The 12,815-nt window shown below is 71.7% G+C and carries 13 protein-coding genes; all 13 read right to left on the bottom strand.

The window, feature by feature from the left end:
- Positions 1-173: 173 nt before the first annotated feature.
- The 13 genes from nusB to ruvX all read right to left on the bottom strand — a co-directional run bounded on the left by nusB (position 174) and on the right by ruvX (position 12,815).
- Positions 174-605 carry a transcription antitermination factor NusB gene (gene nusB / locus AB0M92_RS37050; protein ID WP_030294584.1) on the bottom strand — a complete coding sequence of 144 codons (432 nt, stop codon included), beginning with the start codon at positions 603-605 and terminating at the stop codon, positions 174-176.
- A 2-nt stretch (positions 606-607) separates the two neighbouring features.
- Positions 608-1,174, bottom strand: coding sequence for an elongation factor P (gene efp, locus AB0M92_RS37045; protein ID WP_048477874.1), 567 nt, complete (start codon positions 1,172-1,174; stop codon positions 608-610).
- Positions 1,175-1,233: 59 nt separating this feature from the next.
- A complete protein-coding gene (locus tag AB0M92_RS37040; RefSeq protein WP_366106772.1) occupies positions 1,234-2,343 on the bottom strand; it encodes an aminopeptidase P family protein in 1,110 nt (369 codons plus the stop codon).
- Positions 2,344-2,452: 109 nt separating this feature from the next.
- Positions 2,453-4,825, bottom strand: a complete 2,373-nt coding sequence (locus AB0M92_RS37035; protein WP_366106771.1) for an excinuclease ABC subunit UvrA — start codon at positions 4,823-4,825, stop codon at positions 2,453-2,455.
- Between the two features lie 60 nt (positions 4,826-4,885).
- Complete coding sequence (locus AB0M92_RS37030) at positions 4,886-5,242, bottom strand: VOC family protein (protein ID WP_366106770.1); 357 nt, start codon at positions 5,240-5,242, stop codon at positions 4,886-4,888.
- Positions 5,243-5,324: 82 nt separating this feature from the next.
- A complete protein-coding gene (locus AB0M92_RS37025) occupies positions 5,325-6,101 on the bottom strand; it encodes an AAA family ATPase (protein ID WP_366106769.1) in 777 nt (258 codons plus the stop codon).
- An 80-nt stretch (positions 6,102-6,181) separates the two neighbouring features.
- Entirely contained in the window at positions 6,182-6,622 is a 441-nt protein-coding gene (gene aroQ, locus AB0M92_RS37020; protein WP_366106768.1) for a type II 3-dehydroquinate dehydratase, read from the bottom strand.
- Entirely contained in the window at positions 6,619-7,710 is a 1,092-nt protein-coding gene (gene aroB, locus AB0M92_RS37015; RefSeq protein WP_366106767.1) for a 3-dehydroquinate synthase, read from the bottom strand. The genes aroQ and aroB overlap by 4 nt, the downstream gene beginning before the upstream one ends.
- Complete coding sequence (locus tag AB0M92_RS37010) at positions 7,707-8,225, bottom strand: shikimate kinase (RefSeq protein ID WP_366106766.1); 519 nt, start codon at positions 8,223-8,225, stop codon at positions 7,707-7,709. Before AB0M92_RS37010 ends, aroB begins: the two co-directional genes overlap by 4 nt.
- On the bottom strand, positions 8,222-9,406 hold the full coding sequence (aroC, locus tag AB0M92_RS37005; protein WP_366106765.1) for a chorismate synthase: 1,185 nt from the start codon (positions 9,404-9,406) through the stop codon (positions 8,222-8,224). Before aroC ends, AB0M92_RS37010 begins: the two co-directional genes overlap by 4 nt.
- 228 nt (positions 9,407-9,634) lie before the next feature.
- Positions 9,635-10,456, bottom strand: a complete 822-nt coding sequence (locus AB0M92_RS37000) for a shikimate dehydrogenase (protein WP_366106764.1) — start codon at positions 10,454-10,456, stop codon at positions 9,635-9,637.
- A complete protein-coding gene (mltG, locus tag AB0M92_RS36995; RefSeq protein WP_366106763.1) occupies positions 10,453-12,216 on the bottom strand; it encodes an endolytic transglycosylase MltG in 1,764 nt (587 codons plus the stop codon). The genes AB0M92_RS37000 and mltG overlap by 4 nt, the downstream gene beginning before the upstream one ends.
- Before the next feature lie 128 nt (positions 12,217-12,344).
- On the bottom strand, positions 12,345-12,815 hold the full coding sequence (ruvX, locus tag AB0M92_RS36990) for a Holliday junction resolvase RuvX (protein ID WP_366106762.1): 471 nt from the start codon (positions 12,813-12,815) through the stop codon (positions 12,345-12,347).

The raw sequence follows: 12,815 nt of genomic DNA, 5'->3' as shown, positions 1-12,815 counted from the left end.
GTCCGCCGCCTGGCGCACACCGTCCTCGTGGCCAAGCGGACCCAGGCCCCCCTGACGGCCGCGGCCGCGGCCGGAGCCCACGCCGGTTTTCGCGTATCACCGTCCGCCGGACGGACGCAGGGCCCGCAGCGCGCGTGCGCTGCGGGCCCTGCGTTCTCGCCGAGACGGCGGGGCTACTCGCCCCGGCGCAGGCTCGGCTTCAGGTCCTTGAAGCGGGCCAGCAGCCCGTTCACGAACGAGGGGGACTCGTCCGTCGAGAACTCCTTGGCCAGCTGGACGGCCTCGTCGATGGCCACGGCGTCCGGGGTGTCGTCCACCCAGATCAGCTCGTAGGCACCGAGCCGCAGGATGTTGCGGTCCACGACCGGCATGCGGTCGAGCTCCCAGTCCACGGCGTAGGTGACGATCAGGTCGTCGATGCGGTTCACCTTGTCGGCGTACCCCTCGACGAGATCCATCGTGAAGGCGCTGACGGGCGGCTGCCGGTCGTCCGACCGCGCGTGGCGGATCCAGTCCGCGAGGACCTCGCGCACGGGCACACCGCGCTGGTCGGCCTCGAACAGGATCTGGAAGGCGCGCTTGCGCGCGTTGCTGCGGGCAGCCACGGTTAGCTGTTCACCCGGCCGAGGTAGTCGCTGGTGCGGGTGTCGACCTTGATCTTCTCGCCCGTGGTCACGAACAGCGGGACCTGGATCTCGTGGCCCGTCTCCAGGCGCGCGGGCTTGGTGCCGCCGGTGGAGCGGTCGCCCTGGACGCCCGGGTCGGTGTGCTCGATGACCAGCTCGACGGCGGCCGGGAGCTCGACGTAGAGCACCTCGCCCTCGTGCTGGGCGACCGAGGCGGTGAAGCCCTCGATGAGGAAGTTGGCGGCGTCGCCGACGGCCTTCTTGTCGACCATCAGCTGGTCGTAGGTCTGCATGTCCATGAAGACGAAGTACTCGCCGTCCATGTACGAGAACTGCATGTCGCGGCGGTCGATGGTGGCCGTCTCGACCTTCGTGCCGGCGTTGAACGTCTTGTCGACGACCTTGCCGGAGAGCACGTGCTTGAGCTTGGTGCGCACGAAGGCCGGGCCCTTGCCGGGCTTGACGTGCTGGAACTCGACGACGGACCAGAGCTGGCCACCGTCGAGCTTGAGCACCATGCCGTTCTTGAGGTCGTTCGTGGAAGCCACGGTTGCGGAATCTCCTGCACTGGAAGACCACGGGTGCGCGCACAGTCCGCCACGGCGGACTAGAGCGCGAGCAGCTCCTTGGTCGTAATGGTGAGTAGCTCGGGACCGCCGTCCGCCTCGGGGCGTACGACGAGCGTGTCATCGATCCGGACACCTCCACGGCCCGGGAGGTGAACCCCCGGTTCGACGGTGACCGGCACGCAAGCGTCCAGTTTACCCATTGCCGTAGGTGCAAGCTGCGGGTCCTCGTCGATTTCGAGGCCGACGCCGTGTCCGGTCGACGGAGCGAGGGCCTCACCGTGCCCCCCGGAGTCCAGAACGGACCGCGCCGCGTGGTCGACTTCGCGGTACGCGGCGCCCGGCAGGAGCGCTTCCCGGCCCGCCCGCTGGGCCGCGAAAACAAGATCGTAGAGCTCGATCTGCCAGTCGGCCGGGCTGGTGCCGATCACGAAGGTCCGGCCGATCTCACAGCGGTAGCCCCGGTAATTGGCGCCGAGGCAGACGGACAGGAAGTCCCCCTCCTCGACCCGTCGGTCGGAGGGCCGGTGCCGGGAGCGGCCCGAGTTCGGCCCGGTGCCCACGGAGGTCGGGAAGGCCGGCCCGTCCGCGCCGTGGTCGACGAGGCGGCGCTCCAGCTCCAGGGCGAGGTGCCGCTCGGTGCGGCCGACGAGGATCGACTCCAGCAGCTCGCCGAGCGCCTGGTCGGCGATCTCGGCGGCGATCCGCAGGCAGGCGATCTCCTCCTCGTCCTTGACGAGGCGCTGCTGCTCCACGGCGGTTCCCAGGTCCACGAGGCGCAGCTTGGGGGCGACGGAGCGCAGGGCGCGGTGGCGGGTGACGGTGAGGTGGTGCTCCTCGACGGCCAGCGACTCGGCCCGCAGCGAGCCTGCCATGTCCCCGGCCGCGACGGCCGCGTCGCTGCCCGGGCCGGCGAGTACGGAGAGCCTCAGCCGCTCGTCGAGGCGTCCCTCGTCCGCCTCGCCGGTGGGCGGGCCGACGGTGAACAGCAGGTCCTCGCCGTCCGGCCCGACCAGCAGGACGGCGGACGGCGGGGACGCTCCGGCGAGGTAGCGGACGTTCGCCGGACGCGTGATCAGTGCGGCGTCGTTCCCCGCGGCGGCACAGCGGTCGCGAAGCAGGCCCCGGCGGGCCGCGTACACGTCTGACATGTCTTCGAGCGTACGAGCGCCCCGCGCATCCGGCCCGGCGAGCACACCCGTACGGGGCCGGGGCCCGGTGGCGGCCCCATCCGCCGGGTCCCGGGCACGGCCGTGCCCGTCAGCCGCCCACGTACGCCGCGAGGTGCTCGCCGGTGAGGGTGGCGCGCTCGGCGACGAGCTCGGCGGGGGTGCCCTCGAAGACGACCCGGCCGCCGTCGTGGCCCGCGCCGGGCCCGAGGTCGACGATCCAGTCGGCGTGCGCCATGACCGCCTGGTGGTGCTCGACGACGATCACCGACTTCCCGGAGTCGACGAGCCGGTCCAGCAGGCCGAGCAGGTGCTCGACGTCGGCGAGGTGCAGTCCGGCCGTCGGCTCGTCGAGCACGTACACCCCGCCCTTCTCGGCCATGTGGGTCGCCAGCTTGAGCCGCTGGCGCTCGCCGCCGGAGAGGGTGGTGAGCGGCTGGCCGATGGTGAGGTAGCCCAGGCCCACGTCGGCGAGGCGCGCGATGATGCGGTGCGCGGCCGGCAGGTGTCCCTCCCCCGACCCGAAGAACGCCTCGGCCTCGGTCACCGACATCGCGAGGACCTCGCTGATGTCCTTGCCGCCGAAGTGGTAGTCGAGGACCGAGGAGTCGAAGCGCCGGCCCTCGCACTCCTCGCAGGTGGTGGCGACCCCCGCCATCATCGCCAGGTCGGTGTAGATGACCCCGGCGCCGTTGCAGGTCGGGCAGGCGCCCTCGGAGTTGGCGCTGAACAGGGCCGGCTTCACGTCGTTGGCCTTGGCGAACGCCTTGCGGATCGGGTCGAGCAGCCCGGTGTACGTCGCCGGGTTGCTGCGCCGCGATCCCTTGATGGCGCCCTGGTCGACCGAGACCACGCCCTCGCTCGCGGGGATGGAGCCGTGCACGAGCGAGCTCTTGCCGGAGCCCGCGACGCCGGTGACGACCGTGAGCACCCCGAGCGGGATGTCCACGTCCACGTCGCGGAGGTTGTGGGCCTTGGCCCCGCGGATCTCCAGCGTGCCGGTGGGCTTGCGCACGCTCTCCTTGACCGAGGCCCGGTCGTCGAAGTGCCGGCCGGTGATCGTGCCGCCGGTCCGCAGGCCCTCGACGGTGCCCTCGAAGCAGACGGTGCCGCCGCCCGCACCTGCGCCGGGGCCGAGGTCGACGACGTGGTCGGCGATCGCGATCGTCTCCGGCTTGTGCTCCACGACCAGGACCGTGTTGCCCTTGTCCCGCAGCCGCAGGAGCAGGTTGTTCATCCGCTGGATGTCGTGCGGGTGCAGGCCGGTGGTGGGCTCGTCGAAGACGTACGTGACGTCGGTGAGCGAGGAGCCGAGATGGCGGATCATCTTGACCCGCTGCGCCTCGCCGCCCGACAGCGTGCCCGACGCGCGGTCGAGCGAGAGGTAGCCGAGGCCGATCTCCACGAACGAGTCGAGGGTCCCCAGGAGCGTCGCGAGCAGCGGCGCCACCGAGGGCTCGTCGAGCGCGCGGACCCATTCGGCGAGGTCGCGGATCTCCATCGCGCACAGGTCGGCGATGTTCTTCCGCTTGATCTTCGAGGAGCGCGCGCCCTCGTTCAGGCGGGTGCCCGCGCAGTCCGGGCACGTGGTGAAGGTGACCGCACGCTCCACGAAGGCCCGGATGTGCGGCTGCATGGACTCGGTGTCCTTGGACAGCATCGACTTCTGGACGCGCGGGATCAGGCCCTCGTACGTCATGTTGATGCCCGCGATCTTCATGCGGGTCGGCTCGCGGTGCAGGAGGTCCTGCAGTTCCCTCTTCGTGTACTTGGCGATCGGCTTGTCCGGGTCGAAGAAGCCGGACTCGATGTAGAGGCGGGAGTTCCAGCCGCCCCCGGTGTACCCGGGGATGGTGAACGCACCCTCGTTCAGCGACTTGGTGTCGTCGTAGAGCTGCGTGAGGTCGATGTCGGTGACCGCTCCGCGGCCCTCGCAGCGCGGGCACATGCCGCCGGTGATGCTGAAGCTGCGCTTCTCCTTGACCTCCTGGCCGCCGCGCCGGACGGTGACCGCCCCGGCCCCGCTGATCGAGGCCACGTTGAAGGAGAAGGCCTTGGCCGAGCCGACGTACGGCTTGCCGAGCCTGCTGAAGAGGATCCGCAGCATGGCGTTGACGTCGGTGGCGGTGCCGACCGTGGAGCGCGGGTCGCCGCCCATCCGCTGCTGGTCGACGGTGATCGCGGTGGTCAGACCGTCGAGCACGTCGACCTCGGGGCGGGCCAGCGTCGGCATGAAGCCCTGGACGAAGGCGCTGTACGTCTCGTTGATCAGCCGCTGCGACTCGGCGGCGATCGTGTCGAACACCAGCGAGCTCTTGCCCGAGCCGGAGACACCGGTGAACACCGTCAGGCGGCGCTTGGGGATCTCGATGCTGACGTCCTTGAGGTTGTTCACCCGCGCGCCGTGCACGCGGATCAGGTCGTGGCTGTCGGCATCGTGCGGCGCGGGCCTGTCCATGCTCATGGTGTCTCCGTCGGTCGGTCGGGCGGCCTGGCTCGATCTAAGCAGTTGTGCGGGGCGCGCTCAGCGGTCCTGGATCAGCCCGAGGACATTGCCGTCGGGGTCGGTGAAGGTCGCCACGAGGCGGCCGCCGCCGACGTCGCGCACGGGGGCCTTGAGCTTGGCTCCGGCGGCGGTCACCTCGGCGAGCTTCGCCTCGATGTCCGCCACGTGCCAGTGGGCCACCGGCCCGGTCATGCCCTGCTCGGCGCCGCCGGGCACGAGCCCGATCTGCTGGCCTCCGGCCTCGTAGCCGACGTAGTACGGCTCGTCGGCCGTCGGCGCGACGCCGAGCAGCGCGGTGTACACGTCCTTGGCGGCGGCCAGGTCGGAGACGGGGTGCAGGACGGTACGGATTCCCTGGGTGGGAGAGGTGCTCATGATCACTCCTGAAGCGGTGGGGTCGGCGTGGAATTCACGCTAACCGCGGGGTGCGGCCCCACGCTTCTCCAAACCTGACCGCTTAGAAGGCGGGCGTGCCGAGGGCTCGGGCCAGGGCCTCGTCCAGGGCCCGGGAGGTGGCCTCCACGTCCAGGTCCGAGTTGTCGATGATCGGCAGGCCGGAGCCGTACCAGCCCGCCATGCGGCCGTGGATGCGGGCGACTTCCTCGTCGGACAGGCGCCGGTTGCCCGAGCGGGCGGCGTTGCGCTCCAGGACGATCTCCAGGCCGGGCAGGAGGACGACGGGCAGCAGGGCGGGGCCCACGTGCCGCTTCCAGCCGCCCAGGCCCACCACGGGCCGGTCGGGGAACACGGCGTCGTCGAGGATGCAGGAGATCCCGTTGGCCAGGAAGTTGCGGGCGGCGAAGCCGCAGGTGCGCCGGGCCAGCCGGTACTGGGCCTCGGAATGGTCGTTCCAGCCCGCCTGCGGGTCCGCGAAGCCCGAGCACACCCATTCCCGGACGTCGTCCAGGCTCACGTGCGCGGTGGGCACGGGGCGGGTGCTCGCCCAGTGCCGGGCCACCGTGGTCTTGCCGGCGCCCGCCGGGCCGATGAGCAGCACGGCCAGCGTCGCGCCACCGGTCCCGCTCACCGCGGGCGGGAGCGGAATGTGCCCCGTGGCCTCGGAGCCGGGGCCGGGGGGCGGCTGCGCGTGCATGGCCGCGTGCGGGTGCGGCGGCGCGGCCGGCGCCGCCGGCACCGGCCATCCCTGTGCAGGGGGTATCGGCGGCTGCGGCGGCACGGCCGCATGATGACCCGGCTGTCCCCAGCCCGCGCCGCCCCCCACTCCTTGCTGCATCCGCTGCCACTCCGTCTCGTTCCACCGACTGATGCGAGAACGTTATATGACCGCGGGGCGGAAGCCGCCCACCAGCACCGTCAGAGTGCGACTTCGTCCGCCAGTGCGCGCAGCGCCAGCCGGTACGAGCCGATGCCGAAGCCCGCCACCGTCCCGGTCGCCACCGAGGCGATGACCGAAGTGTGCCGGAACTCCTCGCGCGCGTACGGGTTCGAGATGTGCACCTCGATCAGCGGCGCGGTGCGCTGCGCCGCCGCGTCCCGCATGGCGTACGAGTAGTGCGTGAAGGCACCCGGGTTGATCACGACCGGGATCTTGCCGTCCGCCGCCTCGTGCAGCCAGCGCACGATCGCGCCCTCGTCGTTGGTCTCGCGGACCTCGACGTCGAAGCCGAGCTCCTCGCCCAGCGAGCGGCAGCTCTCGACGAGCCCGGAGTACGAGGTGGCCCCGTACACGTCGGGCTCGCGCGACCCGAGCCGGCCCAGGTTCGGCCCGTTCAGGACCAGCACCTTGCGGTTCACGCGGACACCTCGCCGTACGCCGCGATCAGGTGCGCCGGGTCGGGGCCCTCCAGGACGGTGGGCTTGGCCAGGCCGTCGAGGACGATGAAGCGCAGCAGGTTGCCGCGGGACTTCTTGTCGACCTGCATGGTCTGGAGCAGCTTGGGCCACTGGTCGCCGCGGTAGGTCAGCGGCAGCCCGACCGCGGCCAGGATCTCCCGGTGCCGGTCGGCCGTCGCGTCGTCGAGCCGCCCCGCGAGGCGGCCGAGCTCGGCCGCGAAGACCATGCCGACCGAGACGGCCGCGCCGTGGCGCCACTTGTAGCGCTCGTTCTTCTCGATGGCGTGCGCGAGCGTGTGCCCGTAGTTGAGGATCTCCCGCAGGCCCGATTCCTTCAGGTCGCTGGAGACGACGTCCGCCTTGACCCGGATCGAGCGGACGATGAGTTCCGCGGTGTGCGGGCCCGCGGGCGTGCGGGCCGCCGCCGGGTCCGACTCGATCAGGTCGAGGATCACGGGGTCGGAGATGAATCCGGCCTTGATGATCTCGGCGAGGCCGCTGACGTAGTCGTTGACCGGCAGCGAGTCCAGCGCCGCCAGGTCGCACAGCACGCCGGCCGGCGGGTGGAAGGCGCCGACGAGGTTCTTGCCCTCTGCGGTGTTGATGCCGGTCTTGCCGCCGACGGCCGCGTCCACCATCGCCAGGATGGTGGTCGGCACGGCGATCCAGCGCACCCCGCGCAGCCAGGAGGCCGCGACGAAGCCCGCGAGGTCGGTGGTGGCACCGCCGCCGACGCCGACGATCACGTCGGTGCGGGTGAACCCGGACTGGCCGAGCGCCTTCCAGCAGTACGCCGCGACCTCGATGGTCTTGGCCTCCTCGGCGTTCGGCACCTGGATGGCGACCGCCTCGTAGCCCTGCTCGGCCAGGTCGTCGCGCAGCGCCTCACCGGTGGAGGCCAGCGCCTCGGGGTGGATCACGGCGACCCGCCGGGCCCGGGTGCCGATCAGGCCGCCCAGCTCGCCGAGCAGCTGCCGGCCCACCAGTACCTCGTACGCCTCGTGTCCGGCGCCGGCGCCGACCTGGATGCGCGTCACCTGGTCTGTCATACGTCCTTCAACTCCAGAGCGTCGAGGACCGCCTGCGCGACCTCTTCGGGGGTGCGGTCGTCGGTGGCCACCACGACGCGCGCGACTTCGGTGTACAGGGGGCGGCGGGCCTCCATCAGCTCGCGCCACTGGCGGCGCGGGTTGACGGCGAGCAGCGGGCGCGCGGCGCCCAGCCCGACGCGCCGGACGGCTTCCTCGACGTCCATCGACAGATAGGCGACGGGCAGGCCGGCCAGCAGGGCGCGGGTGCCCGCGTCGAGGACGGCGCCGCCGCCGAGGGCGAGGACTCCGGCGTGCCCGGCGACGGCGGCGGCGACCGCCTGCCGCTCCAGCTCACGGAAGTACGGCTCGCCCTCGTCGACGAACAGGTCCGAGATCTCACGGCCCTGGGCCGCGACGATGTCGGCGTCGGTGTCCCGGTAGGGGACGCCGAGCCGCTCGGCGAGCAGCGCCCCCACCGTGGACTTGCCGGACCCCATGGGCCCGACGAGGACGACCAGTGGTCCGCCCGTCACCGGATCTGCAGGTTGTCGAGGTACGACTGCACGTTGCGCCGGGTCTCGGGCACCGAGTCCCCGCCGAACTTCTCCACGACCGCGTCCGCGAGGACGAGGGCGACCATCGCCTCGGCGACGATGCCCGCCGCGGGGACGGCGCAGACGTCGGAGCGCTGGTGGTGGGCGGCCGCGGCCTCGCCGGTGGCCACGTCGATCGTGGCGAGCGCCTTCGGGACCGTCGCGATGGGCTTCATGGCCGCCCGTACGCGCAGCAGCTCACCGGTGGTCAGACCGCCCTCGGTGCCGCCGGAGCGGCCGGAGGTGCGCTTGATGCCCTCGGGGGTGGCGACGATCTCGTCGTGCGCCTGGGAGCCGGGGACGCGGGCCAGGTCGAAGCCGTCGCCGACCTCGACGCCCTTGATCGCCTGGATGCCCATCAGCGCGGCCGCGAGGCGCGCGTCCAGGCGGCGGTCCCAGTGCACGTGCGAGCCGAGGCCGACCGGGACCCCGTACGCGAGGACCTCGACGACCCCGCCGAGGGTGTCGCCGTCCTTGTGGGCCTGGTCGATCTCCGCGACCATCGCCTTCGAGGCGTCCGCGTCGAGGCAGCGCACCGGGTCGGCGTCCAGCTTCTCGACGTCGGCGGGGGTCGGGTACACGCCGTAGGGGGCCTTGGCCGAGGCCAGCTCCACCACGTGCGAGACGATCTCGATGCCCGCGACCGCCTTGATGAAGGAACGGGCGACGGCGCCGAGGGCGACGCGGGCGGCGGTCTCACGGGCGCTCGCGCGCTCCAGGATCGGCCGGGCCTCGTCGAAGCCGTACTTCTGCATGCCCGCCAGGTCGGCGTGGCCCGGGCGCGGACGGGTCAGCGGCGCGTTGCGGCCGGTGTCCTTGAGCAGCGACGGGTCGACCGGGTCGGCCGACATGACGGTCTCCCACTTCGGCCATTCCGTGTTGCCGATCATGACGGCGATCGGGGAACCCTGGGACAGGCCGTGGCGCACGCCGCCGAGGAAGGTGATCTCGTCCTGCTCGAACTTCATACGGGCACCGCGGCCATAGCCGAGCCGGCGCCGGGCCAGGTGGTCGGCCACCAGCTCGGTGGTGACCGGAACGCCGGCGGGAAGGCCCTCCAGCGTCGCGACCAGTGCCGGTCCGTGCGACTCTCCTGCGGTCAGCCAACGCAACCTGCTCAACGATGCTCCTCATGCTCGCGCCTGGGTACTGCGGCGGCGCGGCCGGGTGCTCGGCCCGGACCCGCCACACCCGATCCTCCCACGTCCGGGCCGGTGCGCCGCCCTCCGGTCCAGCTGGCGGACGGCGGTGCACCCGGGCTCACCCTGGCGAGTGCGGACGTACGCGGGCAAGATCGGCCCGCGCAGTGCATCAGGTGCGGTGGCGGCGGGTCCCGCCGCGGCGGCGGATCAGTGGCGGGCGCGCAGCGCGGCCTCTCCCGCGGCCCGCATGGCGGCCAGCGGCGCGGTGTGGCGGCCGGTCATCTGCTCGACCTGGAGCACCGCCTGGTGGACGAGGAGGTCCAGGCCGCCCAGGAGCCTTCCCCCGCACTGCGACCAGGCCGCCGCGAGCTCGGTGGGCCACGGGTCGTAGAGCACGTCGAAGAGGGTGCCCGCGGCGGCCGGTACGCGGTCGGCCAGCCAGTCCGTGGCGCGCGCCGGGGTCGTCGCGATGACCAGCGGCGCGTCCAGCCCCCCGGCGGCGTCCGCCCAGTCGGCCGTACGGACGTCCACGTCGAGGCGCTCGCCCCACTCCTGCATCTCGTCGGCGCGGGCTCTGGAGCGCACGTACACGGTCACCTCGCCCGAGCAGATCCGGGCGAGGGCGGCCAGGGCCGAGGAGGCGGTGGCCCCGGCGCCGAGGATGGTGGCGCGTTCCACCTTGTCGACGCCGCGCTCGTGGAGCGCGGAGACGATCCCGGGGATGTCGGTGTTGTCGCCGAGGCGCCGGCCGTCCCCGGTCAGGACGACGGTGTTGACCGCCTCGACGGAGGCGGCGGTGTCGCTGATGCCGTCGAGCAGCGGGATGACCGCGCGCTTGAGCGGCATCGTCAGCGACAGCCCGGCCCACTCGGGGCCGAGGCCGGCGACGAACTGCGGGAGCGCGTCCTCGTCTATCTCGAAGCGGTCGTACGACCAGTCGTCGAGGCCGAGCTCCTGGTACGCGGCGCGGTGGAGCACCGGTGAAAGGGAGTGCTCGATCGGTGAACCGAGCACGGCTGCGCGTATCACTGCCCTTCCTTCTTCCTCTCCTCTTCGTACTTCTGGCGGTTGCGGTTGTGCTCCTCGTTCGTGACGGCGAACAGCGTCTCGTTCTCGTTCACCGACACGAAGTAATACCAGGGACCGGTGGCCGGGTTGATCGCCGACTTGAGCGCGTCGGGGCCCGGGCTGCCGATCGGTCCGGGCGGCAGGCCCTTGATCTTGTACGTGTTGTACGGGTCGTCGAGCTTGCGGAGGTCGTTGACGGAACCGACGTCCAGGGTGCTCTGGCCCCTCATGTAGTTGACCGTCGAGTCGAAGTCGAGCAGGCCGTAGGTCTCCGTGTTGCCGGGCTTGAGCCGGTTGTAGACGACCCGGGAGATCTTGTCGAAGTCGTGCTGGTACTTGCCCTCGGCCTGGACGAGGCTCGCGACGGTGATGAGCTGCAGCGGGCTGGTGAGGCCCAGTTTGGAGGCCTGGCCCTTGACGTCCGCGCTCTCGTAGGCCTCGTTGGACTTGGCCACCATCTGCTTGAGCATCGACTGCGGGGTCGCGTCCTTGCTCAGGTCGTAGCGGGCCGGGTAGAGGAAGCCCTCCAGCGGGTCCTTGAGGTCCTTGTTGCCGGCCCAGTCGGGCAGACCGAGGTTCTTCGCCTCCTTCGTGGCGATGTCCTTGGTCGTGCCCTCCTTGAGCTTGAGGCGCTCGTCGATGGCCTTGTAGACCTGGCCGGTCTTCCAGCCGGGGATGACGTCCAGCGCGTTGACGCCGGCCCCGCCGACCATGAGGTCGACGGCCGCCTTGCCCGACATGTGCTGCTTCATCGTGTAGGAGCCGGCCTGGATGGCCCCGCCCTTGGGGTTGGCCTTGGCCGCGGCGACGAAGGCGTCGGCGCTCTTGACGACGCCGTGCGCCTTCAGGATGCGTCCCATCTCCCCCATGCCGGTGCCCTTGGGGATGTCGATGGTGACCGAGCCCTCGCCCTCGCCGGCGTAGTCCTCGCCGGTGCTGAACTTGGACTTGATGTAGTCCAGGCCGTAGTAGCCGCCACCGCCGAGCACGCCGATGATCACGACGGCGGCGATCAGGCAGGCGGCGCCGTTGCGGCCCTTGGGCTTCTTGTCCTTGGAGCGGCCGCGGCGTCCGCCGCCGCCCGGGGTCTCGGAGTCGTCCTCCTCGCCCGGCAGGGCCGCGGCGTCCTCGTCGGCCGTCTCGGCGGAGAGCTCGGGCTCGGGCTCCGGCTCCGGCTCCGTGACCAGGTGGCGCCGGCCCGGGGGCTGCGGCGGCGGGTAGGCCTCGGGCGTGCCGTAGAGGTCGGGGGCCTCGCCCGGGTAGCCGCCGACGGGCTGCTGGGCGTACGGGTCCGCGCCGAGGTACGGGTCGGCCTGCGGGACGGCCGCGTACTGGGCCTGCGCCTGGACCTGGCCGGTGTCCCAGCCCTGGCCGTCGTACATCGGCTGCTGCTGCTGCGGCTGCTGCTGGTAGAGCTGCTGATGGGCCTGCTGGGGCTGCTGCGGGGCATAGCCCTGCTGCTGGTCCGGGTACTGGCCCTGCTGCACGTACTGCTGCTGGTACTGCGGATCCTGCTGGTACTGCGGGTCCTGGTACTGCGGGTGCTGCTGGTACTGGGCGTCCTGCTGGTACTGCGGCTCCTGCGGGTACTGCTGCCGGGGGCCACCGGCGTAGGGCGTCTGAGCCTGCTGGGCCTCATGCCCGCTCCACCCTTGGTCCCCGTACAGGGGGTCCTCCGGGTGCCACGGTTCGGGGCCACGGCCCCGGCCATACTCAGTCATCGGTCCCCTAGAGCCGCGAGACGGAGGCAACGGCCCTGTCCGCCGCGGCACCCGGTTCCGCCTCTGAAGTGGTGGGCGACGAATTGTTCGAATGCCGCCGCATCGCGCGGAACGTTACCGTACCGCGATCAGACAACCACTTCGACGCACTCACCGGGAGGATTACCTGATACCCGTTCGGTCTCAAGAGCGTTCTGAAGGATCACCACCGCGGCCGCCTGATCGATCACCGAACGGCCCTTCTTGGCGTTCTTTCCCGAAGCCCGCAGACCCTGGGCGGCGGTGACCGTGGTCATCCGCTCGTCCACCAGACGGACCGTCACCGGCTTGATGCCCTTGGCGAGTTCCATGGCGAAGGCGCGCACCTTGGCCGCGGCCGGCCCCTCCCGCCCGCTGAGCGAGCGGGGGAGGCCGACCACGACTTCAAGGGGTTCGTACTCCTCGACGAGCTGCCGCAGCCGCCGGTGGGCGAAGGGGATGTCCCGGCCCGGAACGGTTTCCACCGGTGTGGCGAGGACCCCATCGGGGTCGCACGAGGCGACCCCGATCCGGGCGTCCCCGACGTCGATGGCGAGACGGCGGCCACGGCGCAGCGTCAT

It is taken from the genome of Streptomyces sp. NPDC051582 (assembly GCF_040681715.1).
GTDB lineage: Bacteria > Actinomycetota > Actinomycetes > Streptomycetales > Streptomycetaceae > Streptomyces.
This window is presented reverse-complemented; position numbering and strand designations above follow the sequence as displayed.

Bases quoted from the DNA above. Each gene is read 5' to 3' on its own strand.
- mltG (WP_366106763.1), bottom strand. From the start codon at position 12,216: ATGACTGAGTATGGCCGGGGCCGTGGCCCCGAACCGTGGCACCCGGAG.
- AB0M92_RS37025 (WP_366106769.1), bottom strand. From the start codon at position 6,101: ATGCAGCAAGGAGTGGGGGGCGGCGCGGGCTGGGGACAGCCGGGTCAT.
- aroB (WP_366106767.1), bottom strand. From the start codon at position 7,710: ATGACAGACCAGGTGACGCGCATCCAGGTCGGCGCCGGCGCCGGACAC.
- AB0M92_RS37035 (WP_366106771.1), bottom strand. From the start codon at position 4,825: ATGAGCATGGACAGGCCCGCGCCGCACGATGCCGACAGCCACGACCTG.
- ruvX (WP_366106762.1), bottom strand. From the start codon at position 12,815: ATGACGCTGCGCCGTGGCCGCCGTCTCGCCATCGACGTCGGGGACGCC.
- AB0M92_RS37040 (WP_366106772.1), bottom strand. From the start codon at position 2,343: ATGTCAGACGTGTACGCGGCCCGCCGGGGCCTGCTTCGCGACCGCTGT.
- AB0M92_RS37030 (WP_366106770.1), bottom strand. From the start codon at position 5,242: ATGAGCACCTCTCCCACCCAGGGAATCCGTACCGTCCTGCACCCCGTC.